This window comes from Micromonospora haikouensis (genome assembly GCF_900091595.1).
GTDB classification, from domain to species: domain Bacteria; phylum Actinomycetota; class Actinomycetes; order Mycobacteriales; family Micromonosporaceae; genus Micromonospora; species Micromonospora haikouensis.
Genome location: NZ_FMCW01000009.1, coordinates 56,590 through 82,612 on the forward strand (window position 1 = coordinate 56,590; position 26,023 = coordinate 82,612).

General features: G+C 73.8%; 22 protein-coding genes and 1 tRNA gene. 11 read left to right on the forward strand and 12 right to left on the reverse strand.

Going from position 1 to position 26,023, the window contains the following annotated elements:
- Positions 1–56 precede the first annotated feature (56 nt).
- Genes GA0070558_RS10960 through GA0070558_RS10970 form a run of 3 tightly spaced genes read left to right on the forward strand, consistent with a single transcriptional unit; the run spans position 57 to position 1,260 of the window.
- Positions 57–659, forward strand: coding sequence for a Uma2 family endonuclease (locus tag GA0070558_RS10960; RefSeq protein ID WP_256091868.1), 603 nt, complete (start codon positions 57–59; stop codon positions 657–659).
- Positions 660–701: 42 nt separating this feature from the next.
- Positions 702–923: a hypervirulence associated TUDOR domain-containing protein gene (locus GA0070558_RS10965; protein WP_077939128.1), complete on the forward strand. Its 222-nt coding sequence runs from the start codon at positions 702–704 to the stop codon at positions 921–923.
- Positions 924–972: 49 nt separating this feature from the next.
- Positions 973–1,260 carry a DUF3140 domain-containing protein gene (locus GA0070558_RS10970; RefSeq protein WP_043969323.1) on the forward strand — a complete coding sequence of 96 codons (288 nt, stop codon included), beginning with the start codon at positions 973–975 and terminating at the stop codon, positions 1,258–1,260.
- Between the two features lie 93 nt (positions 1,261–1,353).
- Here the strand turns inward: GA0070558_RS10970 and polA are convergent, their stop codons facing one another.
- The 8 genes from polA to GA0070558_RS11010 all read right to left on the reverse strand — a co-directional run bounded on the left by polA (position 1,354) and on the right by GA0070558_RS11010 (position 11,477).
- Positions 1,354–4,062 (reverse strand): DNA polymerase I, encoded by a 2,709-nt coding sequence (gene polA, locus GA0070558_RS10975; RefSeq protein WP_091278239.1) that lies wholly within the window; start codon positions 4,060–4,062, stop codon positions 1,354–1,356.
- A 129-nt stretch (positions 4,063–4,191) separates the two neighbouring features.
- A complete protein-coding gene (locus GA0070558_RS10980; protein ID WP_043967447.1) occupies positions 4,192–4,902 on the reverse strand; it encodes an ABC transporter ATP-binding protein in 711 nt (236 codons plus the stop codon).
- Positions 4,892–5,797: an ABC transporter ATP-binding protein gene (locus GA0070558_RS10985; RefSeq protein WP_255705384.1), complete on the reverse strand. Its 906-nt coding sequence runs from the start codon at positions 5,795–5,797 to the stop codon at positions 4,892–4,894. The genes GA0070558_RS10980 and GA0070558_RS10985 overlap by 11 nt, the downstream gene beginning before the upstream one ends.
- Before the next feature lie 7 nt (positions 5,798–5,804).
- On the reverse strand, positions 5,805–6,959 hold the full coding sequence (locus tag GA0070558_RS10990) for a branched-chain amino acid ABC transporter permease (RefSeq protein WP_077939125.1): 1,155 nt from the start codon (positions 6,957–6,959) through the stop codon (positions 5,805–5,807).
- The gene (locus GA0070558_RS10995) at positions 6,956–7,906 is read right to left on the reverse strand and encodes a branched-chain amino acid ABC transporter permease (RefSeq protein WP_091278241.1); all 951 of its coding nucleotides are present in this window, start codon (positions 7,904–7,906) and stop codon (positions 6,956–6,958) included. The genes GA0070558_RS10990 and GA0070558_RS10995 overlap by 4 nt, the downstream gene beginning before the upstream one ends.
- Positions 7,907–7,998: 92 nt before the next feature.
- Entirely contained in the window at positions 7,999–9,168 is a 1,170-nt protein-coding gene (locus GA0070558_RS11000; protein WP_091278243.1) for a branched-chain amino acid ABC transporter substrate-binding protein, read from the reverse strand.
- A gap of 265 nt (positions 9,169–9,433) precedes the next feature.
- Positions 9,434–10,729, reverse strand: coding sequence for a hypothetical protein (locus GA0070558_RS11005; protein ID WP_091278245.1), 1,296 nt, complete (start codon positions 10,727–10,729; stop codon positions 9,434–9,436).
- 127 nt (positions 10,730–10,856) lie between these two features.
- On the reverse strand, positions 10,857–11,477 hold the full coding sequence (locus GA0070558_RS11010; RefSeq protein ID WP_043969321.1) for an ANTAR domain-containing response regulator: 621 nt from the start codon (positions 11,475–11,477) through the stop codon (positions 10,857–10,859).
- A gap of 94 nt (positions 11,478–11,571) precedes the next feature.
- Between GA0070558_RS11010 and GA0070558_RS11015 the strand changes: the two genes are divergently transcribed.
- Both GA0070558_RS11015 and GA0070558_RS11020 read left to right on the forward strand, forming a co-directional pair.
- Positions 11,572–11,646, forward strand: a tRNA-Leu gene (locus GA0070558_RS11015).
- 35 nt (positions 11,647–11,681) lie between these two features.
- Entirely contained in the window at positions 11,682–12,431 is a 750-nt protein-coding gene (locus GA0070558_RS11020) for a transcriptional regulator (protein ID WP_091278246.1), read from the forward strand.
- A 39-nt stretch (positions 12,432–12,470) separates the two neighbouring features.
- Here the strand turns inward: GA0070558_RS11020 and GA0070558_RS11025 are convergent, their stop codons facing one another.
- The gene (locus tag GA0070558_RS11025) at positions 12,471–13,649 is read right to left on the reverse strand and encodes a trans-sulfuration enzyme family protein (protein ID WP_091278248.1); all 1,179 of its coding nucleotides are present in this window, start codon (positions 13,647–13,649) and stop codon (positions 12,471–12,473) included.
- A 102-nt stretch (positions 13,650–13,751) separates the two neighbouring features.
- On the opposite strand from GA0070558_RS11025, the gene GA0070558_RS11030 reads away from it, so the two are divergent.
- From GA0070558_RS11030 to GA0070558_RS11040, 3 genes are all read left to right on the forward strand, one after another.
- A complete protein-coding gene (locus GA0070558_RS11030; RefSeq protein WP_043967433.1) occupies positions 13,752–14,231 on the forward strand; it encodes an Lrp/AsnC family transcriptional regulator in 480 nt (159 codons plus the stop codon).
- 171 nt (positions 14,232–14,402) lie between these two features.
- Positions 14,403–15,998: an MFS transporter gene (locus GA0070558_RS11035; RefSeq protein ID WP_091278250.1), complete on the forward strand. Its 1,596-nt coding sequence runs from the start codon at positions 14,403–14,405 to the stop codon at positions 15,996–15,998.
- Positions 15,970–16,980 carry an LLM class flavin-dependent oxidoreductase gene (locus tag GA0070558_RS11040; RefSeq protein ID WP_043967429.1) on the forward strand — a complete coding sequence of 337 codons (1,011 nt, stop codon included), beginning with the start codon at positions 15,970–15,972 and terminating at the stop codon, positions 16,978–16,980. Before GA0070558_RS11035 ends, GA0070558_RS11040 begins: the two co-directional genes overlap by 29 nt.
- Before the next feature lie 223 nt (positions 16,981–17,203).
- Here GA0070558_RS11040 and GA0070558_RS11045 read toward each other — a convergent pair whose 3' ends face one another.
- Positions 17,204–19,471: a rhamnogalacturonan lyase family protein gene (locus tag GA0070558_RS11045; protein WP_091278251.1), complete on the reverse strand. Its 2,268-nt coding sequence runs from the start codon at positions 19,469–19,471 to the stop codon at positions 17,204–17,206.
- A 223-nt stretch (positions 19,472–19,694) separates the two neighbouring features.
- On the opposite strand from GA0070558_RS11045, the gene GA0070558_RS11050 reads away from it, so the two are divergent.
- Positions 19,695–21,113: a pyridoxal-dependent decarboxylase gene (locus GA0070558_RS11050; protein ID WP_256091869.1), complete on the forward strand. Its 1,419-nt coding sequence runs from the start codon at positions 19,695–19,697 to the stop codon at positions 21,111–21,113.
- A gap of 4 nt (positions 21,114–21,117) precedes the next feature.
- On the opposite strand, the gene GA0070558_RS11055 is transcribed toward GA0070558_RS11050, so the two are convergent.
- Together GA0070558_RS11055 and GA0070558_RS11060 are read right to left on the reverse strand one after the other, a co-directional pair.
- Positions 21,118–22,092 carry a sulfite exporter TauE/SafE family protein gene (locus GA0070558_RS11055; RefSeq protein WP_091278255.1) on the reverse strand — a complete coding sequence of 325 codons (975 nt, stop codon included), beginning with the start codon at positions 22,090–22,092 and terminating at the stop codon, positions 21,118–21,120.
- A 121-nt stretch (positions 22,093–22,213) separates the two neighbouring features.
- Entirely contained in the window at positions 22,214–22,684 is a 471-nt protein-coding gene (locus GA0070558_RS11060) for an RrF2 family transcriptional regulator (RefSeq protein ID WP_091278257.1), read from the reverse strand.
- Between the two features lie 223 nt (positions 22,685–22,907).
- Between GA0070558_RS11060 and GA0070558_RS34220 the strand changes: the two genes are divergently transcribed.
- The gene (locus GA0070558_RS34220; protein ID WP_256091870.1) at positions 22,908–24,200 is read left to right on the forward strand and encodes a serine/threonine-protein kinase; all 1,293 of its coding nucleotides are present in this window, start codon (positions 22,908–22,910) and stop codon (positions 24,198–24,200) included.
- On the forward strand, positions 24,197–25,984 hold the full coding sequence (locus tag GA0070558_RS11070; protein WP_256091871.1) for a vWA domain-containing protein: 1,788 nt from the start codon (positions 24,197–24,199) through the stop codon (positions 25,982–25,984). Before GA0070558_RS34220 ends, GA0070558_RS11070 begins: the two co-directional genes overlap by 4 nt.
- Positions 25,985–26,023 lie beyond the last annotated feature (39 nt).

The window sequence follows — 26,023 nt, forward strand, 5'->3', positions numbered from 1 at the left end:
GCGGATCGCACCGTCGGTGCGACGTCCCGACCGACGGGCGGCGTTACGCTGACCGGGTGAGCGCCGAGCCGATCCCGACACCACCTGGCCCCTGGTGCCCGGACCCGATCCGGCAACAGCGTGCCGACTACACGCTGGAAGACCTGCCCCACCTGCCGGACGACGCCCCCCGCGTCGAACTCGTCGACGGAGCCCTCCGAGTGACACCCTCCCCCACTTTGGGCCACCAGGACATCGCCAGCCTGCTGTGGCTGTGGCTGCGCGCGCACGCGCCCGAGCACCTACGCGCCACGCAGGCCGTCGGGGTCGCGCTCGACGCGAAGAACACCCGGCAGCCGGACGTGCTGCTGCGCCGCGCCGACGTACGCGCCGACCGGTCCCTGCTCCAGCCCGAGGACGTGGTCCTCGCGGTGGAGGTGGTGTCCCCCGGCACCCGGCGGATCGATCGCTTCGCCAAGCCCGCCGAGTACGCCGCCGCCGGCATCCCGTTCTACTGGCGCATCGAGCAGGACCCGGTGCACGTGTACGCGTACCGGCTCAGCGACCGGCTCAGCCTCGGCGGCGAGCGGCAGTACGAGCTGGTCGCCGACAGCGCGGAGCTGATCGCGCTGGCCGAGCCGTTCGAGATCAAGCTGCCGGTCGCCGAGCTCACCGGCTGACCCGGCCCGTTTCGCCGCACCCGCCCCGGGTAGCCAGGCCGCATGGCCGAGCAGAGGGAATTCCGCGCGGGCGACCACGTGTCCTGGGCCAGCCACAGCGGCCGGGCGTACGGGGTCGTCCGGGAGAAGCTCACCGAGCGCACGCACGTGCGGGGGCGCGCCGTGAACGCGTCCCCCGAGCAGCCGCAGTACCGCATCCGCAACGACGACTCGGGGCGGGACGTCGCCCACCGGCCGGAGGTGCTGCGCCGTGAGCGGGAGTGAGGGGGACCGGCACGGGGAGACGTACCGGGAGTTCACCGAGGCGGTCAACATGCGGCCCGGCGAGCTGTCGGCGTGGCTGGAGAGCGACGAGTCGAAGCACGTCGGCTGGCGGAAGAAGGGCACGGCCGGCGGGGAGTCGGTGGGACACTCGTCCGGCCGGCGGATCGTCGAGCTGCTGCGCCGCAAGCGCGCCGAGCTGACGGAGGCCGACTACCGGCACATGCGCAAGGTCGTCGGCTACGTGCACCGGCACCTGGCGCAGCGCCCCGCAGGCGACGTGCGGGACACGAAGTGGCGTTGGTCGCTGATGAACTGGGGCCACGACCCGCTCCGGTGAGCGGGCCGCGCCCACGGCCGCCACGACCCGCCCGCGGGTGCGGGCCCGCGCCCGACCGCCCCGGCAGGCGGCCCCACCCGGGCCCGACGCCGGTCAGTGGTCGGCGCTGTTCCAGTCCGGGCCCTCGCCGACGGAGACCTCCAGCGGCACCGACAGCGGGTACGCCCCGCCCATCTGGCCGCGCACCAGCGCCTCCAGGGCGTCGCGTTCGCCGGGGGCGACCTCGAAGACCAGCTCGTCGTGCACCTGGAGCAGCATTCGCGAGCGCAGCCCGGCCTCGCGCAGGCCGGCGTCGACGCGCAGCATGGCGACCTTGATGATGTCGGCCGCCGAGCCCTGGATGGGGGCGTTGAGCGCCATCCGCTCGGCCATGTCCCGCCGCTGCCGGTTGTCGCTGACCAGGTCGGGCAGGTAACGGCGGCGGCCCAGGATGGTGGAGGTGTAGCCGTCGTGCCGGGCACGGGCCACCACCTCCTGGAGGTAGTCGCGGACCCCGCCGAACCCGGCGAAGTAGTTGTCCATCAGCCCGCGCGCCTCCTCGGCGGTGATGCCGAGCTGCTGGGACAGGCCGAACGCGCTCAGCCCGTACGCCAGGCCGTAGTTCATCGCCTTGATCTTGCGCCGCTGGTCGGCGGTGACCTCGGCGACCGGCACCGCGAACACCGACGAGGCGGTGGCGGCGTGGAAGTCGTGGCCGGAGTTGAACGCCTCGATCAGCTTGGCGTCCGACGACAGGTGCGCCATGATCCGCATCTCGATCTGGCTGTAGTCGGCGGTGAGCAGGCACTCGAAGCCCTCCCCCACGACGAACGCGCGGCGGATCCGCCGGCCCTCCTCGGTGCGGATCGGGATGTTCTGCAGGTTGGGGTCGGTGGAGGAGAGCCGACCGGTGGCCGCCACGGTCTGCTTGAACGTGGTGTGGATGCGGCCGTCCTCGGAGACCGACTTGAGCAGGCCGTCGACGGTCGTCTTCAGCTTCGCCACGTCCCGGTGGCGCAGCAGGTGCTCCAGCACGGGCAGCGGGTTCTGCGCGTAGAGCCACTGCAGGGCGTCGGCGTCGGTGGTGTAGCCGGTCTTGATCTTCTTGGTCTTCGGCAGCCCCAGCTCGCCGAAGAGCAGCTCCTGGAGCTGCTTGGGCGAGCCCAGGTTGAACTCCCGACCGACGGCGGCGTACGCGCCCTGCGCGGCGGACTTCACCTCACCCGCGAAGTGCGCCTCCAGCTCGTGCAGGTAGTCCAGGTCGGCGGCGATGCCGACCCGCTGCATCGCGGCGAGCACGTCCGACAGCGGCAGCTCGACCTCCGCCATCAGCCGGGCGGACTGCTCGCCGTCGCGGGACAGCTCGGCGTCGATCGCGTCGGCGAGGTCGAGGGTGGCCCGGGCCTGGAGCATCAGGTTCTGCTCGGCCTCGCCGTCGTCGCCGAGCCCCTCGAAGGTGAGCTGCCCGGTCTCGGGGGCGTCGACCCGCAGCTCGCGGTGCAGGTAGCGCAGCGCCAGGTCGGTCAGGTCGTATGAGCGCTGGTCGGGGCGGGCCAGGTAGGCGGCCAGCTCGGTGTCCCGGGCGACGCCGGCCAGGGACCAGCCCCGGGCGGCGAACGCCAGCCGGGCGTGCTTGCTGTCGTGCAGGACCTTCGGCCGGGCCGGGTCGGCCAGCCAGGCCGCGAGGGCCCGCTCGTCGGCCTCGGCCAGCGCCGTCGGGTCGAGCCACGCCGCCGGGCCGGTGGCCAGCGCGAGGGCCAGGGCGTCGAGCTGCGGCTCGTAGCGCTCGCGGGGGGCCGTCGGCTTGGCCGGGGTCTTCACCGCCACGCCGACCTGGGTGCCGGCGGGGGCGTGTGCCTCCAGCCAGGTGACCACCGCCCCGGGCTCGGTGAGCCGCTCGGCGGCCAGGTCGAACCCGGCCTCGGCCTCCGGCTCGACGGCCTCCAGGTACTGGTAGAGGCGGTCGCGCAGGATGCGGAACTCCAGGGTGTCGAAGACCTGGTGCACGGCCTCGCGGTCCCAGCCGGCCCAGCGGGCGTCCTCGGGGCGGACCGGCAGCTCCAGGTCGGAGACCAGGCAGTTGATCTCGTAGTTGCGGATCACGTCGGCGAGCCGCTCGCGCAGGCTGTCGCCGGCCTTGCCCTTGATCTCGTCGGCGCGGGCCACCACACCGTCGAGACCGCCGTAGAGGTTGATCCACTTGGCGGCGGTCTTCGGGCCGACCCCCGGCACGCCGGGCAGGTTGTCGCTGGTCTCGCCGACCAGCGCCGCCAGGTCGCGGTAGCGCTGCGGGCCCACGCCGTACTTCGCCTCGATCGCGGCGGCGTCCATCCGGGCCAGGTCGGAGACGCCCTTGCGCGGGTAGAGCACGGTGATGTGGTCGTCGACGAGCTGGAAGGCGTCCCGGTCGCCGCTGGAGATCAGCACCGACATGCCCTGGTCGCGGGCCTGGCAGGCGAGGGTGGCGATGACGTCGTCGGCCTCGTAGCCCTCCTTCTCCACCACCGGGATGCGCAGCGCCGCGAGGACCTCCTTGACGAGGCTGACCTGGCCCTTGAAGTCGGCCGGGGTCTCGCTGCGGCCCGCCTTGTATTCCGCGTATTTCTCCGTGCGGAAGGACTGCCGGGAGACGTCGAAGGCCACGACGATGTGGGTGGGCTGCTCGTCGCGCAGCACGTTGATCAGCATCGAGGTGAAGCCGTAGACGGCGTTTGTCGGCTGCCCCGTCGTGGTGGAGAAGTTCTCCACCGGCAGGGCGAAGAACGCCCGGTATGCCATGGAGTGTCCGTCGACGAGGAGCAGGCGCGGCGTCGTAGCTGTCACGGCAGCGACTCTAGCCCGTACAGCTGACATCCCCGCCGCGCGGCACACGACGACGACAGCCCCGGCACGGCCGGCAACGCCGACGGCCGGCCGCCCGCGAGGGGGACGACCGGCCGTCGGCGGCGCGGGTCAGGCCACGCCGAGGTACGCCTCCTTGACCGCCGGGTCGTGCAGCAGCTCCTGGCCGGTGCCCTCCTTGACGATCCGGCCGGTCTCCAGCACGTAGCCCCGGTGGGCGCGGGACAGCGCCTGCTGGGCGTTCTGCTCCACCAGCAGGATCGTGGTGCCCTGCTCGTTGATCCGGGTGATGATCTCGAAGATCTGCTGGATCAGCTTCGGCGCGAGCCCCATCGACGGCTCGTCGAGCAGCAGCAGCCGGGGCCGGGCCATCAGCGCCCGCCCCACGGCGAGCATCTGCTGCTCGCCGCCGGACAGGGTGCCGCCGGCCTGCTTGCGCCGCTCGGCCAGCCGGGGGAACAGGTCCAGCACCATGGCCATGTCCTTGGCGATCTCCGCCTTGTCCCGGCGGGTGTACGCCCCCATCTCCAGGTTCTCCAGCACCGTCATCCCCGGGAACACGCCCCGGCCCTCCGGCGCCTGCCCGATGCCCCGGGTGACCCGCAGGTCGGCCCGCATCCGGGTGACGTCGGTGCCGTCGAAGACGATCGAACCCTGGGCCACCGGGCGCAGCCCGGAGATCGCCCGCATCGTGGTGGTCTTGCCGGCGCCGTTGGCGCCGATGAGCGCGACCACCTCGCCCTCGTTGACCACCAGGCTGATCCCGTGCAGGGCCTGGATGCGCCCGTAGAGCAGAGTCAGGTCCTTGATCTCAAGCAGCATCGGTCGGCACCCCCAGGTACGCGGCGATCACCTTCGGGTCGTCCCGGACCTCGGCCGGCAGCCCCTCGGCGATCTTCTTGCCGAACTCCAGCACGACGATCCGGTCGGTCACGCCCATCACCAGCCGCATGTCGTGCTCGATCAGCAGCACGGTCGTGCCCTTGTCCCGGATCTGGCGGATCAGGCCGAGCAGTTCCTCCTTCTCCGCCGGGGTGAAGCCGGCGGCCGGCTCGTCCAGGCAGAGCAGGGCGGGGTCGGTGGCCAGCGCGCGGGCGATCTCCAGGCGGCGCTGCTCGCCGTACGACAGGTTGCGGGCCAGGTCGTTCGCACGCCGCTCGATGCCGACGAACCGCAGCAGCTCGCGCGCCTTCTCCCGGCCCTCCCGCTCCTCCCGGAAGTGCCGCGGCAGCCGCAGCATGGCCGAGATGACGCTGGTCTTGTGGTGGACGTCCGCGCCCACCATCACGTTCTCCAGCGCCGTCATCTCGGGGAAGAGCCGGATGTTCTGGAACGTCCGGGCAATGCCGGCCTTGGTGATCCACGACCGCCGCTTGCCGTTGGTGCGCTGCCCCTTGAACCGGATCTCACCCTCGGTGGGCCGGTAGACGCCCGTCATCGCGTTGAAGCAGGTGGTCTTGCCGGCGCCGTTCGGGCCGATCAGGCCGAGGATCTCCCCCTTGTAGAGGGTGAAGTTGACCTTGTCGAGGGCGACGACGCCACCGAAGCGCAGCGTCACGTCGTCGACCTCCAGCAGCGGTTCCCGCCCCGCCGCGTCGGGCCCGGCCGGGGTGGCCGCCGTCGGCGCGCCGGAGCCGGGCTCCGGTGGCACGCCGACCGTGCTGCGGCCGTCGGCGGTGATGTCGCGGTCGCTGCTCGCGTCGCGCTCGCTCTTCATCTGCGGATCACTCACTGGGCACCTTCTCCTGCGGAACCGCCTCCTGCCGCCGGTCGGCGAACTCCGCCGCCCGCCGCCGGTTGGGCACGATGCCCTGCGGACGGAAGATCATCATGACGATGATGACCACCCCGAACACGAGGATGCGGTATTCGGCCGCGTCGAACTCCACCCCGACCAGGTCGCCGGCGCCGCGCAGCCACTCCGGCAGGTACCAGGTGATCGCGCCGCCGACGATCGCGCCCTTGATGTTGCCCGCGCCGCCCAGGATGACCGCCGCGAGCACCAGGATGGAACTTTCCAGCACGAACTGGTCCGAGTTGATGAACGTCTGCTTGCCGGCGAAGACCGCGCCGGTGAGGCCGGCCACCGCCGCCCCGATCGCGAACGCCCACAGCTTGTACTTGAACGTCGGCACGCCCATGACCTCGGCGGCGTCCTCGTCCTCGCGGGTGGCCACCCAGGCCCGGCCGACCCGGCTGTTGGCCAGGTTCCGCACCAGCACGATCACCAGCAGGATCAGGGTCAGCAGCAGCCAGTAGTAGGGCCGGGCGTCGACCACACCGAACAGCGGCTTGCCGTCGGAGCCGGTGCCCGGCGGGTGCGGGATCGCCGGGATGCCCCGCTGCCCCTGCATCACGCCCTCGTTGCGGGCGGCGTAGAGCCGGATCATCTCGGCGAAGCCGAGGGTCACGATGGCCAGGTAGTCGCCGCGCAGGCGCAGCGTCGGCCCGCCGAGGATGACGCCGGAGACCATCGCGACCATGACCGCGACCGGCACCGCCGCCAGCCACGGCCAGTTCGTCCCCAGCCGGCTCTCCGGCGAGGTCAGCAACGCCACCGTGTACGCGCCGAGCGCGTAGAAGCCGAAGTAGCCCAGGTCGAGCAGGCCGGCGAAGCCGACCACCACGTTGAGCCCGACGGCCAGCAGCACGAACACGGCGGTGTCGAACAGCACGCCCGCGAAGTCCGAGCGGGTGGTGTAGAAGGCGAAGTACTCGCTGCCGATGGGGAAGCCGAGGTACTCGTAGAACCACCGGTTCGGCAGGATGTAGAGCAGGACGATCAGCGCCGCGATCGCGGCCCAGCGGACCTGCTTCGGCATCGCCGCCCAGCGGCCCTTGAGGGCCGGGGAGCGGCCCTTGTCCACGGTGGCGGTCATGCGCGCGCCCTCCCGAGAGATTCGCCGAGCAGGCCGGTGGGCCGGAACATCAGCAGCACGATCAGCAGCACGAAGCCGGTGAAGTCCTTCCAGTCTCCGCCGAACAGGCCGGCGGCGTAGTTCTCCGCCACCCCGAGCAGCAGGCCGCCGAGCAACGCGCCGCGCAGGTTGCCGATGCCGCCGAGCACCGCCGCCGCGAACGCCTTGAGCCCGATCAGGAAGCCCACGTTGAACTTCGTGTAGCCGTAGCGGACGTTCCACAGCAGCGCCGCGACGCCGGCCATCAGGCCGCCGAGCACGAAGACCAGCAGGATCACCCGGTTCTTGTTCACGCCCATCAGGGCGGCCGTGTCCGCGTCCTGGGCCACGGCCCGGATGCCGCGGCCCAGCCGGCTGCGGTTCACGAACTGGTCCAGGCTGACCATCATCACCAGCGTGACACCGAGGATGAGCAGCTGGATGTTGGTGACGGCCGCGCCGAACACGGTGAAGGCCGTCTCCGAGGGGATCAGCACGGGCATGCCGAACGGCGCCCGGGAGGTGCCGATGCCGAAGGACTCGGCCAGCACGAACGACGCGCCGATCGCGGTGATGAGGAAGGCCAGCGGAGGCGCGTTGCGCCGGCGCAGCGGCCGGTAGGCGACCAGTTCCACGGTCACCGCGGTCGCCGCCGAGGCGACCGCCGCCACGACCAGGCCGGCCACCAGCGCGAGGATCAGCGGGCCGATGGCGGGCGAGGGGGAATTCTGGTCGTAGCCGAGGGCCTCCCAGGTCCACAGGGCGGTGAACGTACCGACCATGAAGACCTCGGAGTGGGCAAAGTTGATCAGGCGGAGAACGCCGTAGACGAGGGTGTACCCGAGGGCGACGAGCGCGTAGATCGCGCCCTGTTCCAGCCCGGTGATGGTCAGGGCCGGGAAGTTCCCGAACAGCTCATCGAAGTTCAAGTGGGGGCTCCAACTGTGCGGTCAAACGACGCGGCCGGGAGGAACCACTCCCGGCCGCATCGTCTGTGTCCCTGGCGGGACCGGCGAACCGGTCAGGCCTTCGGGATCTCGATGTCCGGGACGACCTGGCCCGCGTTGACCTTGAACGCCCAGACCAGCACCTGGGCCGGGTCCAACTCGCCGTTGGACTCGAACTTGTACGTCACACCGGTGGCGGTGCCCGCCTTGTTGTAGGACTTCACGAAGGCGAGCAGGTCGGCCCGGGTGGACTTACCGGCCTTGATGCCCTCGAGGAAGATCTTCGTGATGTCGAACGACACGTCGGCGTAGGTGCCCGGCTCGGCGTTCTCGAAGGCCGCCTTGTAGTCGGTCACGAAGGTGCCCTTGGCCGCGGTGGCCGGGGCGCAGGGGCAGGTCAGCACGGTGCCCTCGGCGACCTGCTGGCCGGCGACCTTGATGAAGTTGGCGTCGTTGACGCCGTCGCCGGCGACCATCGTGCCCTTCCAGCCGGCGCCCTTGAGCTGCTTGAGCAGCAGGCCCGCCTCGGTGTAGTAGCCACCGAAGAACAGCACCGTCGCGCCGCTGCCGACGATCTTGGTGACGACCGCGGAGAAGTTGGTCTGCTTGACCTGGACCTTGTCCTCGCCCGCGACCGCGCCGAGGACCTTCTTGACCTCGTCCACCAGGCCCGCGCCGTACGCCGACTGGTCGTCGACGACGTAGACCTTCTCGGCCTTCAGCACGTTCTTGATGTAGCGGCCGGCGGCCGGGCCCTGCGAGGTGTCGTTGCCGACGCCCCGGTGGAAGATCTTCCAGCTCTTGGTGCTCAGGCTCGGACGGGTCGCCGACGGGGTGATGATCGGCAGGCCGGCCTCGTCGAAGATCGGGTCGGCCACCTCGGACTCGCCGGAGAACGCCGGGCCGACGATGCCGACGACCTTGGTGTCGCCCACCGCCTGCTGGGCCAGCGCCGGGGCCTTGGCCGGGTCGCCCTGCGAGTCGTACTCCGCGAGGTTGACCTTGCAGTCCGCGTTGTCCTTGTTGTACTGGTCGATCGCCAGCTTCGTGCCGTTGCGCATGTGGATACCGAGACCCGCGGCGTCGCCGGTCAGCGGGCCGAAGAAGCCGATCTTGAGGTCGCAGGCCGCCTTGTCGCCGCTGCCACCCTCCGTGCCACTGTCGGCCTTACACGCGGCCGCGCCACTGATAACGAGCGCGCTGATGGCCACGCCACCCAGCACCCGTGCGAGCTTCTGCCTCACGGCTCGTACCCTCCTCAGTCCGAAGGCCCGAACCACCCGCCGCGACTTGCGAATTGGACCTTGCAGGGGGTGGACGAACCGACCGCGTACCCGGTCTGGGCCGGGACGTTATCCCACAGGCAGGGCACGCCGTAAGACCTAGAAAGCGGGGTTGACCTAACCGTTACGTTGAGTGGCCAGATCCGCCGGAGTGCTGTAACACACACCGCGGGGCACGGGCGAAATCAGACATCCGACACCGGCCGGTAACACACCGGTGGCACGCTCAGCCGGGCCTGCCCGGCAGCCGCGCCGACCACAACCGGGCCCCCTCGGCACCGCCGTCCACCAGCAGCAACACCTCGCCACCCGCCCCGGCCACCGCGACCGACCGGTCCGGCGTCGCCGCCAGCGCCACCGGCAGCCGCACCGGCGCCCAACCCCCACCGTCCGTGGAGAACCACGCCGAGGAGCCCGCGGCGGCCACCGCCACCGCCAGCACCCCGCCGTCGACCGCCGCCAGGCCCGCCACCTGCCCCGACCCGCCCGCCGCCGACGGCCCCACCGCCCCGCCCGGTCGCCACCCCGCCACGTCCCGTACCCACGCCGCCAGGGCATCGCCGCGCCGGCCCACCCCGACCAGCCGCTCCCCCGCCCGGACCACCCGCTGGAGATCGCCCGGCGCGTCCCCGGCCGGGAGGACCTGCCGCCGCCAGCCGAGACCGTCCGGCGAGGTCCACACCGCCGGGTCACCGCCCGGCCGCCCCGGGGCACGCACCGACCCCACCAGCACCCACCCCGACGCCGCCGCCGTCACGTCCGCCGCCCACGTGCGCCCCGCCGCGTCCGACGCCAGCTCGGGCACGCCGCTGACCAGTCGGAACTCCCCCGCGTCGGCCGACGACCAGGCCGCCGCGCCGGTGCCCCGGTTGCCGGCGATCACCCACCCCGCCGGGCCGCCCGCGATCCGCCCCACGTTCACCGCGTCGGGACCGCCGAACACCTCGAACTCGGCCGGCACCTCCACCACCGAGCCGTCGGCGAGCTGCCGCCACGTGCTGATCCGGGGATTGCCGTGCACCCCGCCGCTCTTCGCACCCACGGCCGCGAGCCGGCCGTCGCGGCAGCCGACCGCCGTGAGCACGTTCTCCGCGCCGTACGCGGTGCGTGGCGTCAGCCGCAGCGGCGACCACGCGAACCCGGTGCCGCGCGGCGCGGCCGACACACCCGGGGACGACGCCGGAGCCGGGCTGGACCACGCCGCCGGCCGGGTCACGCCCGCCGCGTCGGCGACCGCGCCCACCACGAACCAGCGCCCGCCGCACGCCGCCGCGTCCCGCAGCAGCAGCCGGCCCGGGGCCCCCGGCGGCGTCGGCAGGGTCAACGCCCGCCAGTCGGGGCGCAGGGAACCCGGGTCGGGCGCGGCACTCCCCGGGGCCGGCGCGGCACCATCCGGCTCGGGCGCGGCACGCTCGGACGACCGGCAGCCCGCCAGCAGCACCGCGAGGCCGGCGACCACGCCGAGCACGCCGCGCAGCGCCCGCAACGGTCCCGACGCCCGACGCGGGCGGTGACGAGGCATGCATCCGATCGTATCGATCAACCGGAGTGCCGGGGACCCCGCGCCGCCGGGGAACGCCCGCGGCAGGCCGCGGATCTTGGACGGTTGCCGCTCGCGGCGAACAGCAACTGTCCAAGAATCAGGGGCCTCAGGAGGCCGGCTGTGCCACCTCGCCGCCGGCCGTCTCGGCGAGGATCCGCTCGGCGACCTCCTTCATGGTCATCCGGTGGTCCATCGCCGTGCGCTGGATCCACTTGAACGCCTGCGGCTCCGTCATGCCGTACGTCGTCATCAGCGCACCCTTGGCGCGCTCCACCGTCTTGCGGATCTCCAGCCGGTCGGTCAGGCCCGCGACCTCGGCCTCCAGCGCGGCGATCTCCGAGTAGCGCGACAGGGCGATCTCCACGGCCGGCACGAGGTCGCTCTTCTGGAAGGGCTTCACGAGGTACGCCATCGCGCCGGCCGCCCGCGCCCGCTCCACGAGGTCCCGCTGGCTGAACGCGGTCAGGATGATCACCGGGGCGATCCGGGCGCCGGCGATCCGCTCGGCGGCGGCCAGCCCGTCCATGATCGGCATCTTGATGTCGAGGATCACCAGATCGGGCTTCAGCTCCTCGGCGAGCCGGACGGCCGTCTCGCCGTCGCCGGCCTCACCGACGACCTCGTAGCCCTCCTCGACGAGCATCTCGGCCAGGTCGAGCCGGATGAGCGCCTCGTCCTCGGCGATCAACACCCGCCTGCGCTCGGCATCCGTCTGCGTCTCGGCCACGAGCCACTCCCACCAGTCTGCGCCCGACACCCGCCGTGCCGGGTGTCGCCGTCCCTAGCGTAGTGGGTAGTCTGTCAGGGCCGAATCATGGAAGGCCCTCGTAGCCCAACCGGCAGTAGGCAATGCACTCAAACTGCATACAGTGTGGGTTCGAATCCCACCGAGGGCACAAAAATTGTCATACAGGCGTTCGAAGATAAGCGGGTGCACCCGCCTGAGATCCGCGCCCGCGTCCGCGCGCTCCACCTGTCCGGCTGGAGCATCGCCGAGGCCGCCCGCAGCGTCGGGTTGCCGTACACGACGGTCCGCCACTGGTGCAGGGATCGGCCCGAGAGCAGGCAGCAGGCCAGCGCCCTGCGGTGTTTCCGCTGCCGCCCGGGCGTCGACAATCCGACAGATCCGGGTGCCTACGCCTACCTCCTCGGCCTCTATCTCGGCGACGGCCACCTCGTCGCCACCGCGCGGATCCCGGTGCTGCGCGTCTACTGCACGACGTCCTGGCCGGGGCTGATCGACGCCTGCGAGACCGCCATGAGGGCGGTCCTTGCCAACAGCGTGCAGCGGGTCCGGAAGCAGGGCTGCGTGGCGGTCCAGAGCTACGGCCGGCACTGGCCGTGCCTGTTGCCGCAGCACGGGCCGGGCAAGAAGCACGAGCGGCCGATCGTCCTGGCCGGCTGGCAACGCGAGATCGTCGCCGCCCGCCCCGGCGACTTCGCGCGCGGGCTGTTCCACTCCGACGGCTGCCGGGTGGCCAACCGGGTGACCATGCGCGGCAGGGGCTACGTCTACCCGCGCTACCTGTTCAGCAACGAGTCCGCCGACATCATGGGGCTCTGCCAGTGGGCGCTGGGCCTGCTCGGCGTCGCCTGGCGGATGAACCGCCCCAACTCGCTGTCCGTGGCCCGGCGCGAGGCGGTCGCGGTGCTGGACCGGCACGTCGGCCCGAAGTCCTGACCGGCCGGGCGGGGCGTCGTCGTCCGGCAGCGGCAGCGGTCAGCCGAGCGCGGCGAGTGCCTGTTCCAGGTCCGCCCGCAGGTCTTCCGGGTCTTCCAGGCCGACGGAGAGGCGCAGCAGCCCGCCGGCGGGTCGGGCGTCGCCGGCGACGGGCCGGTGGGTGAGCGAGGCGGGGTGCTGGACGAGGGTGTCGACGCCGCCGAGGGAGACGGCGTGGGTGATCAGCCGGCAGGCGGCGGCGACGGTGGCGGCGGCGGGCGCGCCGCCGCGTACCTCGAAGGCGAGCAGGCTGCCGGTGCCGGTCATCTGCCGGCCGACGAGCCCGGCGGGGTCGTCGAGGCCGGGGTGATGCACACGGTCGACGGCGGGGTGGCGGGCGAGCCAGGCGGCGAGTTTCTCGGCCCCGGCGGACTGGGCGCGGACGCGCAGGGGCAGGGTCTGCAGGCCGCGGTGCAGCAGGTACGCGCCGAGGGGGTGCAGGATCGCGCCGGTGAGGGCGCGGACCTGGCGCAGCCGGGCGGCCCAGTCCTCGTCGCAGGCGACGACGCCGGCGAGGACGTCGCCGTGGCCGCCGATGCTCTTGGTGGCGCTGTGCAGGACGAGGACGGCGCCGTGCCGGGCGGGTCGCTGGAGCACAGGGGTGGCGACGGTGTTGTCGACGAGCAGCGGGGTGTCCCCGGCTGCGGCGGCGAGGGCGGCGATGTCGACGAGGTCGAGGGTGGGGTTGGCGGGGGTCTCGACGACGACGAGGGCGGTGTCGGGGCGGATCGCGGCGGCGACCTGGTCGGGGCGGGCCCAGGTGACGTCGGTGCCGAGCAGGCCGGTGGCGAGGACGTGGTCGGTGCCGCCGTAGAGGGGGCGGACGGCGACGACGTGGCGGTTGCCGTCGCGGGTGGCGGCGAGCAGGGTGGCGGTGAGGGCGGCCATGCCGCTGGCGAAGGCGACGGCGGCGGGGGTGCCTTCGAGTTCGGCGAGGGCGGTTTCGAAGCGGGCGACGGTGGGGTTCCAGAGCCGCTGGTAGACGGCGCTGCCGCCGGGCGGGAGGGTGCCGCCGGTGGCGAGGGTTTCGTAGGCTTCGCCGCCGTCGGTGACCGACGGCAGCGGGTTGGTGGTGGACAGGTCGATGGGTGGGGCGTGGACGCCGAGGGCGGTGAGGTCGGCGCGGCCGGCGTGCACCGCGGCGGTGTCGACGGATCGGGTGTCCACGGTGCTGCTCATGGCGGGAAGCGTCGAACATCGCAGTGATGCCGGGCAAGAGAACCGTAGAAGATTCTGCGAGTGAGGCTTCAGTTACGCGGAGATTCGGAGCAGGATGGGTGGATGCCCCTTGCACCGAATGATGTGCGGCCCTTCGCCGCCCTGGACGACGTCGACCGCGCGATCCTGACCGAGCTGGCCGCGGACGGCCGGCTGCCGAACAACGCCCTCGCCGAGCGGGTGGGGGTGGCGGCGTCGACCTGCCTGACCCGCACGAGGGCGTTGCGGGAGTGCGGGGCGATCCGGGGGTTCCACGCGGAGGTGGATCCGGCGGCGGTGGGCCTGCCGTTGCAGGCGCTGGTGTCGGTGCGGTTGACGGCGCACGAGCGGGCGGCGGTGGACGCGTTCCGGGCCCGCTCGGTGCGGCTGCCGGGGGTGGTGTCGGTGTTCCACGTGGCGGGCGCGGAGGACTACGTGCTGCACGTGCGGGCCGCGTCCGGGGACGCGTTGCGGGACTTCGTGCTCGATCATCTGGCGGTGGATCCGGCGGTGCAGCACACCCAGACGAGCCTGATCTTCGAGCAGGTGCGCGGCACGGGCTGAGGACGGGACCGGCCGGGGCGGGCCGGCGGGCCGGCGCGGCAACAGTCGGGCAGGCCGGCGCGGCAACCGGCCGGCGGGCCGGTGACGCCACCGGGCCAGCCGCGTTGTACGGGGTGAGGCGCACCGGCCCACCGGCGGTCGCGCGGGGCCGGGAGAGACGCGGGTGTCGGCATGCGCAGATGGTTTCCCCTGACGGCGGTCTGCCTGGGCACGTTCATGCTGCTGGTCGACGTGACGGTGGTGACGGTCGCGCTGCCGGACATGGTGCGGGACCTGGACGCGTCGTTCGGCGCGGTGCAGTGGGTGGTCGACGCGTATGCGCTGGCCCTGGCGGCGCTGGTGCTCGGGGCGGGGGCGGTGGCCGACCGGGTGGGGCACCGGGTGACGTACCTGGTGGGGGTGGTGGTGTTCGCGCTGTCGTCGCTGGCGTGCGGGCTCGCGCCCGGCGCGCAGGGGCTGGTCGCGGCGCGGGCGGCGCAGGGCCTCGGCGCGGCGGCCATGTTCGCCACGACGTTCGCGCTGTTGGACGGGGCCTACGCGGGCCGGGACCGGGGTGCCGCGTACGGGGTGTGGGGGGCGGTGTCGGGGGCGTCGGCGGCGGTGGGACCGGTGCTGGGTGGGCTGCTCACCGAGGGCGTGTCGTGGCACTGGATCTTCTTCGTGAACCTGCCGGTCAGCGCGGTGGCGCTCGGGCTGGGGGCGCGGACGCTCCCGGCGGGCCGACCGGCGGTGGGTGGGCGGGTGGACGTCGGCGGGGTGGTGGTGTTCGCCGTGGCGGCGGGCTGCGCGACGTACGCGCTGATCCGCGCGGCCGAGGCGGGCTGGTCGGATGCCGTGGTGTGGGCGGCGGCGGGCGCGGCGGCGGTGCTGCTGGCGGGGTTCGCCGTGGTGGAGTGGCGGGTCCGGCAGCCGATGTTCGACCTGGCGTTGCTGCGGGACCGGGCGTTCGTGGCGGTGCTGCTGGCGGGGCTGCTGTTGACGTTCGCGGCGTTCGCGCCGTTGGCGTACTCGATGATCTGGTTGCAGTCGGTGCTGGGGCTGGGTCCGGTCGGCGCGGGCCTGACCGGGCTGCCGATGTCGGTGGTGGCGTTCGTGGTGTCGGCGGTGTCGGGGCGGGCGCTGCACGGCCGGCGTCCGGGCCTGGTGATCGGTGGCGGGCTGTTGTGCGTGGGGGTGGGCAGCGCGGTGACGGCGGTGCTGGTGCGCGGGGCGGCGGGCTGGCCGGCGCTGGTGCCGGGCGGGGCGGTGATCGGCGTGGGGGTGGGGCTGGCGACGCCGGCGCTGGGCGCGGTGGCGATGTCGCTGGTGCCGGCGGCGCGGGGCGGGATGGCGGCCGGCGCGGTGAACACCTGCCGGCAGCTCGGGTTCGCCTTCGGCATCGCCGCGCTGGGCAGCGTCTTCGCGGCGGGGACGCGGGGCGTCCTGCAGGCGCGGGGGGTCGCCGACGCGGCGGGGGTCGCGCACGCCGTCGCCGGCGGGCGGGTGTCGGGCCTGCTGGGGGCGGTGCCGCCGGAGGGGCGGGAGCTGCTGGCGGGGGCGACGCGGGCGGCGGCGGTGGGCGGGGTACGGGCGAGCTTCGCGGTGGCGGCCGGGGTGGGGATCGGCGCGGGCCTGCTCGTGCTCGGGCTGCTGCGGGCCGGGGCGGGTGGGCGGATTCCGGGTGCCGGGGCGGGCGGGGACCGACCGGGCGACGGGGCGGGCGGGAACAAACCGGGTGCCGGCGGGGTTGGTTCCTCGCGTGATCGACGTACCCCTGTCAGTCCTTGACGTTGCCCCGGTCGCGGCCGGTTCCACGGCCGGCGAGGCCCTGCGGCACACCACCGACCTGGCCCGGCGGGCCGAGGAGCTGGGCTACCGGCGGTTCTGGGTGGCCGAGCACCACAACATGCCGGCGATCGCGAGCTCCGCGCCGGCGGTGCTGATCGCGCACCTGGCCGCGCACACGAGCACGATCCGGCTGGGCTCGGGCGGGGTGATGCTGCCCAACCACGCGCCGCTGGTGGTGGCCGAGCAGTTCGGCACGCTGGAGGCGCTGCACCCGGGCCGGATCGACCTGGGCATCGGCCGGGCGCCGGGGACCGACCAGGTGACGGCGCTGGCGTTGCGCCGGACGATGGAGGGGCTGTCGGCCGAGGGGTTCCCCCGGGAGCTGGCGGACCTGATGGGCTACTTCACCGGCGAGCACGCGGGGCCGATCGTGGCGACGCCGGGGCGGGGCGAGCAGCCGCAGGTGTGGCTGCTGGGCTCCAGCGGGTTCAGCGCGCAGCTCGCGGGGCTGCTGGGGTTGCCGTTCTCGTTCGCGCACCACTTCAGCGCGCAGCACACGCTGCCGGCGTTGGCGCTGTACCGGCAGCACTTCCGGCCGTCGCGGTGGCTGTCGGAGCCGTACGCGATGGTGGCGGTGAACGCGATCTGCGCGGAGACCGACGAGCGGGCGCAGTGGCTGGCGGGGCCGTCGGCGCTGGCGTTCCTGAAGCTGCGCTCGGGGCGGCCGCAGCCGTTGGCGTCGCCGGAGGAGGCGGCGGCGTACCCGTACACGGCGGCGGAGCGGGAGTTCGTCGTGCAGCGGCGGGAGGGGCAGGCGATGGGCTCGCCGGAGACGGTGGGCCGGCAGTTGACGGAGTTGCTGGCGCGGACCGGCGCGGACGAGTTGATGCTGACGTCGATGGTGTACGACGGGGCGGACCGGGTGCGCTCGTTCGAACTGGTCGCCGAGAAGGTGGCGGGCGGGTTGCGCCGGCAGGGGTGAACCCGGCGGACCGGCGGGGGTGAACCCGGTTGGAAACGCCCGAAACACGATCTTCATACCGGCGTCACCGGTGCGTTGCGGTCGCGGCGTAACTTTGGTCCCGGTGGTGGTACGGCACTCCCCGGTCGGGACGGGTCGGGGGTGCTGCGGTGTGGTGCACCGGGCCGGAGCTGTGCGGATTCCGCGGCTGCGGCCCGGTGCCTGCCACCTTACCTAAGCGCGGTCAGCGCAGGTAGATGTTGGGCGTGGGCGGGGTCCCCATGCCGTCTCCGATGAAGAAGCCCGGGTGCGGCGGCTGGTTGTAGGCCGTGTTCTGCCAGGCGATCGCGGCGCGGTACTGCGGGTCGTGCATGAGGGTGTGGATCCGGGTGCTGGTCTGGGTCGGGGTGCTGTAGATGCGCAGGGCGCGGCTGTCGCTGGTGCGCCAAATCACTTCTTCCCGCCAGTCGCCGAGGATGTCGCCGGAGAGCGCCGGGGTGGACTTGGTGCTGTTGTTGGAGGCGACGTCGCTGCCGGTGAGCAGCCGGGTGTCGCCGGAGGTGCCGTACTTGTCGATCTTCGTGCCGTCGAGGAGCTCGCGCACCGGGTCGGCGTCCCACCAGGCGAGGAAGTTCGCCGACGACGGCTTGCGGCCGACGTTCTGGCCCCTGGTGTTGGCCAGGTAGCTCACCGCCGACGACCAGGACTCGGCGCCGGGGCTGCCGGCCCAGATGTCGCCGGAGACGCCGCGGCCGTTGTCGCCGGAGGCGGGGGTGGACCAGATGACCTGGCCGGTGCGGGCGTCGGCGAAGTAGGAGCTGGGCTTGCTGCCGTCCTCGTCGACCTTGAAGACCTCCAGGCCGGAGCGGCTCGGGTCGAGGTCGCCGACGTGCAGGGCGTCGCCGTGGCCGTTGTTGGTGGAGTGCAGCAGGCGGCCGTTGTCGTCGATGGTGGCGGCCCCGTAGACGATCTCCTGCCGGCCGTCGGCGTCGACGTCGGCGACGGACAGGTTGTGGTTGCCCTGCCCGGCGGCGGCGGAGTTGCCGGAGGCGTTGGAGTCGAACGTCCACCGCTTGGTGAGGGCGCCGTTGCGGAAGTCCCAGGCGGCGATGACGGCGCGGGTGTAGTAGCCCCGGGCCATGATCAGCGAGGGGCGCTGGCCGTCGAGGTACGCGGTCGCGGCGAGGAACCGGTCGACGCGGTTGCCGTAGCTGTCGCCCCAGGAGGAGACGGTGCCGCGCGGCGGGTCGTAGTTGACGGTGGACACCGCGGCACCGGTGCGGCCGTCGAACATGGTGAGGAACTCGGGGCCGGACAGGACGTACCCGCTGGAGTTGCGGTAGTCGGCCGACGACGAGCCGATGACCTGGCCGGTGCCGGAGCGGGTGCCGTCGGCGGTCTTCATGGCCACCTCGGCGTCGCCGTCGCCGTCGTAGTCGTACACCTGGAACTGGGTGTAGTGGGCGCCGGCGCGGATGTTGCGGCCGAGGTCGACGCGCCACAGCCGGGTGCCGGTGAGGGTGTACGCGTCGACGTAGACGTTGCCGGTGTAGCCGGACTGCGAGTTGTCCTTGCTGTTGGACGGGTCCCACTTGAGGACGATCTCGTAGTCGCCGTCGCCGTCGAGGTCGCCGACGCTGGCGTCGTTGGCCGAGTAGGTGTAGGCCTCCCCGGTGGGGGTGGTGCCACCCGGCGGGACCTGCAGGGGCACGTCGAGGTAGCCGTTGGCGAACTGGAGCGCGGACGCGGACGCCGCCTGCTCGGCGCCGCCGACGACGGCCCGCACGGTGTACGCGGAGCCGGCCGCCGCCCCGGCGTCGAGGTAGTTGGTGGCGCCGGTGATCGGGCTGGCGTTGACCTTGGTGGAGCCGCGGTAGAGGTTGAACGACACCCCGGAGGTCTCGGTGCCCAGCAGCCGCCAGGAGACGAGGTTGCCGCTGCCGGAGCGGACGCTGATCAGCCCCCGGTCGAGGTTCTCCATCTGCTTGGCCCCGGCGGGCGGGGTCGTGGGCGGCGGGGTGGTGGGCGGCGGCGTGGTCGGGGGCGTGGTCGTGGGTGGGGCGCTCGTCGGGGGCGCGGTGGTGGGGGTGGTGCCGCCGGTGCAGGTCGTGCCGTTGAGGGCGAAGCTCGCCGGTACGGGGTTGCTGCTGTCGTTCCAGGAGGCGTTGAAGCCGAAGTTCGCGGTGCCGTTGGTGCCGAGCGCGGCGTTGTAGCCGGCGTCGCGGGCGGTGACCTGGGTGCCGGACTGGGTGACGGTGGCGTTCCACGCCTGGGTGACCTGCTGGCCGGCGGTGTAGGACCAGGTGAGGGCCCAGCCGTTGATCGGGTCGCCGAGGTTGGTGACGGTGACGTCGGCGCCGAAGCCGCCGCCCCACTGGCTGCTGATCTTGTAGTCGACGCGGCAGCCGGCGGCGGCGGCCGAGGCGGCCACGGTGCCGAGGGCGCTGGCGGCGAGGGTGGTGGCCGCGACGGCGGCGGCCAGGAGGGTGCGGCGGGATGCGGTCAGGTGCACGAGGGTGCCTCCGGGGAGGTCGGGCGGGCGCGGCGACGCGGCGGCCCCGGTGGCCTGCCCTTGGCCGCCGGGTTGCGTCCGCCGCGCTGGCGGCGGTGATCGGACATCGCATCGACGTCCATGGTTCGGCTTCGCGCCCCTGGGATGCTAGGACACCGCTTTCCCCGCCGCAACAACGTCCCGGTCCCTTGCGCCCACCCGGCTGACTTGGTCGACTCGTCGGATGGCTGAGCACATGGACCCCGAGGAGTTCCGCCGCGCCGGGCACGCGGTGGTCGACTGGATCGCGGACTACTGGGCCACCCTCGGGCAGCGCCCGGTGACCTCGCAGGACCCGCCCGGCGCGCTGGCCGCCGCGCTGCCGGCCGGGCCGACCGCGCACGGCGAGCCGGTCGCCGCGCTGCTGGCCGACCTGGACGCGCTGGTCGCGCCCCGGCTGACCCACTGGCAGCACCCGGGCTTCTTCGGCTACTTCCCCGCCAACACCTCCGGCCCCAGCGTCCTGGGCGACCTGGTCAGCTCGGGGCTGGGGGTGCAGGGCATGCTCTGGGCCTCCGCGCCGGCCTGCACCGAGCTGGAGACGGTGATGCTGGACTGGCTGGCGGGGCTGCTCGGCCTGCCCGAGCGGTTCCGCTCCACCGGTCCCGGCGGCGGGGTGATCCAGGACTCGGCGTCGTCGGCGACGCTGGTGGCCACCCTCGCCGCGCTGCACCGGGCCAGCGGGGGCCGCTGGCGACAGGTGGGCGTCGACCGCCGCTACCGGGCGTACACCTCCACCGAGGGGCACTCGTCGATCGAGAAGGCGGCCCGCATCGCGGGGCTGGGCCGCGACGGGGTGCGGGTGGTCGCCGCCGACCCGCAGACCCTCGCCATGGACCCCGACGCGCTGCGGGCGGCGGTCCGGGCCGACGTCGCGGCCGGCGACGTGCCGGCGATCGTGGTGGCCACGATCGGCACCACCTCCACCACCGCCGTCGACCCGGTGCCGCAGATCGGGGCGATCTGCGCGGAGTACGGCGTCTGGCTGCACGTCGACGCCGCGTACGCGGGCGCGGCGGCGGTCTGCCCGGAGCTGCGCTGGTCGCACGCCGGCCTGGAGTACGCCGACTCGTACTGCTTCGACCCGCACAAGTGGCTGCTCACCGGCTTCGACTGCGACGCGTTCTGGGTGGCCGACTCGGCGGAGCTGGTGGAGGCGTTGACGGTGCTGCCGGAGTTCCTGCGCAACGCGGCGAGCGACTCCGGGGCGGTCGTCGACTACCGGGACTGGCAGGTGCCGCTGGGCCGCCGGTTCCGTGCCCTGAAGCTGTGGTTCGTGCTGCGCTGGTACGGGGTGGAGGGGCTACGGGCGCACGTCCGCTCGCACGTGGCGCTCGCCGACCGGTTCGCCGCCCGGGTCCGCGCCGACGACCGGTTCGTCCTCGCCGCGCCGCACCCGTTCTCGCTGGTCTGTTTCCGCCTCGCCGCCGGCGACGAGGCGAGCGCCGGGCTGCTGGAGCGGGTCAACGCCACCGGCCGGGTGTTCCTCACCCACACCCGGGTCGCCGGCCGGTTCACCCTGCGCCTGGCGATCGGCTCGCCGCTGACCACGCAGGCCCACGTGGACGACGCCTGGGAGCTGGTCGCGTCGGCGGCGGGGTGAGCGGTCAGCCGGCCACCGGGGCGGCGGCGGGCTCGTCCGGGGCGGGCTGGTCGGGGGTCGACTGAGCCGGCTGGGCCGTGGCGGGCTGGTCGGCGAGGGCCGCCTCGACCGTGGCGCGGGCGCGGCGGGTGCGGCGCAGCGCGCGGACGGCCAGCACGACGGCGGCGATCCAGCCGGCGGCCAGCAACGCGTAGACCGTCCACTGGGCGCCGCCGGGCAGCCCGCCGGCGCGCACCAGGGTGCGGGCGTTGGTGAGCACGATGACGCCGCCGATGACGGCGCCGAGCAGCTGGGCGGGGACGATGCGGACCAGCCAGGCGGCGATCGGTGCGGCGATGAGGCCGCCGATGAGCAGCGCGGCGACGGTCGGCAGCAGGAAGCCCTCGGTGCCGAGGCCGATCAGGAAGCCGGCGCTGGCCGCGCCCGCGACGACGAACTCGGAGGTGTCGACCGAGCCGATGACCTTGCGGGGTTCCATCCGGCCGGAGACCAGCAGCGCCGGGGTGGCGACCGGGCCCCACCCGCCGCCGCCGGTGGCGTCGACGAAGCCGGCGACCAGGCCGAGCGGGCCGAGGAAGCGGGCGCGCAGCGGCCCGGCGGCGCGGCTGGCGCGCAGCGGCCGGGAGAAGCGCACCAGCAGGTACGCGCCGAGGGTGAACAGGATCGCGGCCATCCAGGGCGCCGCGGCCTCGGTGGAGATCGAGCTGAGGAAGGTGGCGCCGGCGAACGCGCCCACCGCGCCGGGCAGCGCGATGCGGGCGACCACCCGCCAGTCGACGTTGCCGAACCGCCAGTGGGCCACCCCGGCGGCGAGCGTGGTGCCGATCTCGGCGAGGTGCACCGACGCCGACGCGGCGGCCGGGGCGACCCCGGCCACCAGCAGCAGGGTCGACGAGGTCAACCCGTAGGCCATGCCGAGCGAGCCGTCCACCAGTTGCGCGACGAGCCCGACCAGGGCGAGGACCAACAGCTTGCGCACGAGCGCCCCCTGACTTTTCGGCATCTCCTATCGACTTGGTCGACAATGCGGCACGAGACGGCCTCGGGTCAAGTCCCTATCGGTTAAATGTCGGGACGCTTGCGGCGGGTGGGGTTGCGGGTCAGCTCCAGGCGCCCGGGTCGGCGGCCAGTTCGCGGACCCGCTCGGGCATGGTGCCGTTCGCCACGTCGGCGACGGTGACCAGTTCGAGGATCTCCCGCTCGCTGGCCCGCAGGGCGATCCACACGTCCTGCAACGCGCGGGCGGCCCCCCGGTAGCCGAGCTGCTCCGGGCGCTGCCCGCGCACGTGCGCCAGCGGCCCGTCGATCACCCGGATCACCTCGGCGAGGGAGATCTCGGCGGCGGGCCGGGCCAGCCAGTAGCCGCCCTCGGGGCCACGCTGGGCGTGCACGATGCCGCCCCGGCGCAGCTGCAACAGGATGCTCTCCAGGAACTTGGGCGGGATCTCCTGGGACCTGGCGATCTGCTCGGCGGTCACCGGGCGGGCCCGCGCGGCCCCCGCACCGTCGGCGACCGCCGCCAGCTCGGCAGCCGCGCGGAGGGCGTAGTCGACCCGGGCGGAGAGACGCATGCCGGTCAGGTTAGTCGCCCGCCCGACCGGCCGGGCTGCCGGCCCTCAGCCGAACGGGGGAACCGGGCCCGCCAGGGCCGTCCCACGGGCCGGGCCGCCGACCGACCGGCCGGGCTCCACGCTGGCGCGGGCGTGGCACCATACCGGTGTCGACGGATCGACGCCGGCCGCCGGGGTCACCCCGCGGCCGGGACCGCCAGGGGCGATGGGGGCAGCCACAGCGATGCCGGAGACCACTTCGCTCGGCCCACGGGACCCGGACCGGGCCGGCCCCTACGAGCTGCTCGGCCGGCTCGGCTCGGGCGGCCAGGGCGTGGTCTACCTGGGCCGCGACCGGCAGGGCCGGCTGGTCGCCGTCAAGATGCTCGACCTCTCCGCGCCACCCGACCCGCGCGCCCGGGCCCGGTTCGCCAAGGAGATCGACGCCGCCCGCCGGGTCGCGCCGTTCTGCACCGCGCAGATCCTCTTCGCCGACGTCGACGACGACCCGCCGTACGTGGTGAGCGAGTACATCGAGGGCCCGACCCTGCACCGGCACGTCCACGAGCGGGGCCCGGTCGCCGACAACGTGCTGCACCGGTTGGCCGTGGGCACCGCCACCGCGCTCACCGCGATCCACCAGGCCGGCGTGGTGCACTGCGACCTCAAGCCGGACAACGTGGTCCTCGGCGCGGACGGCCCCCGGGTGATCGACTTCGGCATCGCCCGGGCGCTCGACGTCACCGGCACGGTGACCGGCGGGGTCATGGGCACCGCCGCGTACATGGCGCCGGAGCGGTTCCGCGACGACGAGGTGGGCCCCGCCAGCGACGTGTTCGCCTGGGCCGCCACCGTCGCGTACGCGGCGACGGGCCGCCCGCCGTTCGGCACCGGGGCGGTCGCGGCGGTGCTGCACCGGGTGCTGCACGACCCGCCGGACCTGACCGGCTTCTCCGGCCCGCTGGCGGAGCTGGTCGCCGAGTGCCTGGCCAAGGACCACCGGGCCCGGCCGCCGGCCGAGCAGGTCCTGCTGCGGCTGCTGGGGCACGGCCCGCGCGGCGGCGCGCCGGTGCCGATCCGGGCGGCCCTGCAGCAGGGCACCGACGCGGCGGCCACCCAGCCGGTCCCCCGCCAGCCGGCGGCGCACGCCCCGACGGCCTGGCAGCCACCGCCCCCGACGGCCTGGCAGCCACCGCCCGCGACGGCGTGGCAGCCGGTCCAGCCGCCGGGTGGGCCCGCGGCGACGTACCCGCCGGTGGCGCACGGGGCGCGGCCCGAGCACTGGCCGCGGCGGCTGCGCCGGGAGGCCACCGACGCGTGGGGCGTCTCGGCGGCGATCTTCCTCGGCGCGGCCGGCGGCGCCGTGGGGTACGTCGCGTCCACCGCCGTGGGCACCGCCGCCGGCGTCGGGGCGGTCACGTTCGTCGTGGTCTACGGCGTGCGCCTGCTGCTCGCCACGGCGCTGCCGCCGGCCGCCCCGCCTGGGGACGCGACGCCGATGTCCCCGCCCGACCCGCACCCCTGGAGGAGCCGATGACCGCCGGCCAGCGTTCCGCCCGGCCGTGGCTGCCGTACACCGTGGCCGTCGTCGCCGGGCTCGCGGTCATCGCCGCGGCGTACGTGATCGTGCGGCCGGCCCCCGGCCCGGACCGCTCCGGGTGCGTGGCGCTGGAGGTGAACTCCTCGACGGAGAAGGCCGACCTGGTCGCCCAGCTCGCCGCCCGGTACAACGCCGCCGACCGGCGCTTCGGCGGGCGCTGCGCCGAGGTGACCGTGCACGGGCTCAACTCGGGCAAGGCGATGGAGGCCCTGGCGGCGGGGAACTGGTCCGGCCGGCAGCCGGGCGTCCCGGCTCCGCAGGTGTGGCTGCCCACGTCGTCGCTGTGGACGGGCCGGCTGCGGCTGCTCGACGAGCAGGCGGGCCGGGCGGCGCAGACCCCCGACCGGTACCCGTCGATCGCCAACAGCCCGCTGGTCATCGCGATGCCCCTGGAGAAGGGCGAGCTGGTGCGCCAGCGCGGCAAGCTCGGCTGGGCGGACGTCCTCGGGCTCTCCGGCGACGCCGGCTGGGCGGCCTTCGGGCGGCCCGAGTGGGGCCGGTTCACCTTCGGCAAGGACAACCCGAACCTGTCCACGTCGGGGCTGGCGGCCACCATCGCCACCTACTACGCGGCGGTGCGGCGGTCCAGCGACCTGACGAAGGCCGACCTGGCGAAGCCCGCGGTGACCCAGTTCGTGCGCCGGATCGAGGCGAACGTCTCGCACTACAGCGACGACTCGGTGGACCTGCTGCGCGACCTCGCCGAGGCGGACCTGGGCGGGGCGGTTGCGGGCGCGGCCGGGGACGCGCGGGCCCGGGACATGAGCGCGGTCGTGGTCCAGGAGGAGCTGGTCTACCAGTACAACGAGGGGCAGCTCAGCCCCACCCCGGGGCAGAAGCCGCGGGTGCCGCTGGTGGCAGTGCACCCGAGCGAGGGCACGTTCAACCTCGACCACCCGTACGTCGTGCTGCCCTCGGCCGATGCGGCGCAGCAGGCGGCGGCCCAGGACTTCCTGGCCTTCCTCCAGGACGACCCGCAGCAGCGCAGCTTCGCCGACCTCGGCTTCCGCGACCACGAGCGGCGGGCGTCGGACGCGCTGGTCGCCGCCGTCCGGGGCGGCACGGACGGGCAGCTGACCTACTTCGACCCGCCGGCGCCCGAGGTGGTCGACGCGATCCTGCGCGGCTGGGGCACGCTGCGCAAGAAGGCGAACATCCTGCTCGCCGTGGACACCTCCGGCTCGATGAACGCCAAGGTGGGCAGCCGCACCCGGTTCCAGGTGGCCACCACCGCCGTCGACCGGGGCGTCGGCCTGCTCAACTCCGCCGACCGGGTGGCGCTGTGGTCGTTCTCGTCGGAGACGCCGCAGCGGCCGGGGAAGCCGTACAGCGAGGAGGTCCGGCTGGGCCCGTACGACCGGGCCGCGTTCGCGCGCCGGCTCACCGGGCTGCGGGTGGGCGGCAACACCGCGTTGTACGCGACGGTCCGCGCCGCGCACCGCCGGCTGCTCGCCGACTACGACCCCGACCGGATCAACGCGGTGGTGGTGCTCACCGACGGCAAGAACGAGTATCCGAAGGACAACGACCTCGGCCGGCTGCTCGCCGACATCGAGCTGGACCCGGACCGGCCGGTGAAGGTCTTCTGCGTGGCGTTCGACCGGGAGTCCGACCTGGCCGCGCTGGACCGGATCGCCGGGGCCAGCGCCGGCAAGGCGTTCGACGCCACCGACCCGGCGACGATCGACGAGGCGTTCGTGAAGCTGGTCAGCAGCTTCTGAGGCCGGCTGCCGGGGGCCTCCCCGGTCAGCCGCCGCCTC

What these genes read in the sequence shown, in the direction of transcription:
- GA0070558_RS10965 (WP_077939128.1), top strand. Translation starts at nt 702, where the DNA reads ATGGCCGAGCAGAGGGAATTCCGCGCGGGCGACCACGTGTCCTGGGCC.
- GA0070558_RS10970 (WP_043969323.1), top strand. Translation starts at nt 973, where the DNA reads ATGCGGCCCGGCGAGCTGTCGGCGTGGCTGGAGAGCGACGAGTCGAAG.
- GA0070558_RS10980 (WP_043967447.1), bottom strand. Translation starts at nt 4,902, where the DNA reads ATGCTGCTTGAGATCAAGGACCTGACTCTGCTCTACGGGCGCATCCAG.
- GA0070558_RS10985 (WP_255705384.1), bottom strand. Translation starts at nt 5,797, where the DNA reads ATGAAGAGCGAGCGCGACGCGAGCAGCGACCGCGACATCACCGCCGAC.
- GA0070558_RS10990 (WP_077939125.1), bottom strand. Translation starts at nt 6,959, where the DNA reads ATGACCGCCACCGTGGACAAGGGCCGCTCCCCGGCCCTCAAGGGCCGC.
- GA0070558_RS11005 (WP_091278245.1), bottom strand. Translation starts at nt 10,729, where the DNA reads ATGCCTCGTCACCGCCCGCGTCGGGCGTCGGGACCGTTGCGGGCGCTG.
- GA0070558_RS11025 (WP_091278248.1), bottom strand. Translation starts at nt 13,649, where the DNA reads ATGAGCAGCACCGTGGACACCCGATCCGTCGACACCGCCGCGGTGCAC.
- GA0070558_RS11030 (WP_043967433.1), top strand. Translation starts at nt 13,752, where the DNA reads ATGCCCCTTGCACCGAATGATGTGCGGCCCTTCGCCGCCCTGGACGAC.
- GA0070558_RS11035 (WP_091278250.1), top strand. Translation starts at nt 14,403, where the DNA reads ATGCGCAGATGGTTTCCCCTGACGGCGGTCTGCCTGGGCACGTTCATG.
- GA0070558_RS11050 (WP_256091869.1), top strand. Translation starts at nt 19,695, where the DNA reads ATGGCTGAGCACATGGACCCCGAGGAGTTCCGCCGCGCCGGGCACGCG.
- GA0070558_RS11060 (WP_091278257.1), bottom strand. Translation starts at nt 22,684, where the DNA reads ATGCGTCTCTCCGCCCGGGTCGACTACGCCCTCCGCGCGGCTGCCGAG.
- GA0070558_RS34220 (WP_256091870.1), top strand. Translation starts at nt 22,908, where the DNA reads ATGCCGGAGACCACTTCGCTCGGCCCACGGGACCCGGACCGGGCCGGC.
- GA0070558_RS11070 (WP_256091871.1), top strand. Translation starts at nt 24,197, where the DNA reads ATGACCGCCGGCCAGCGTTCCGCCCGGCCGTGGCTGCCGTACACCGTG.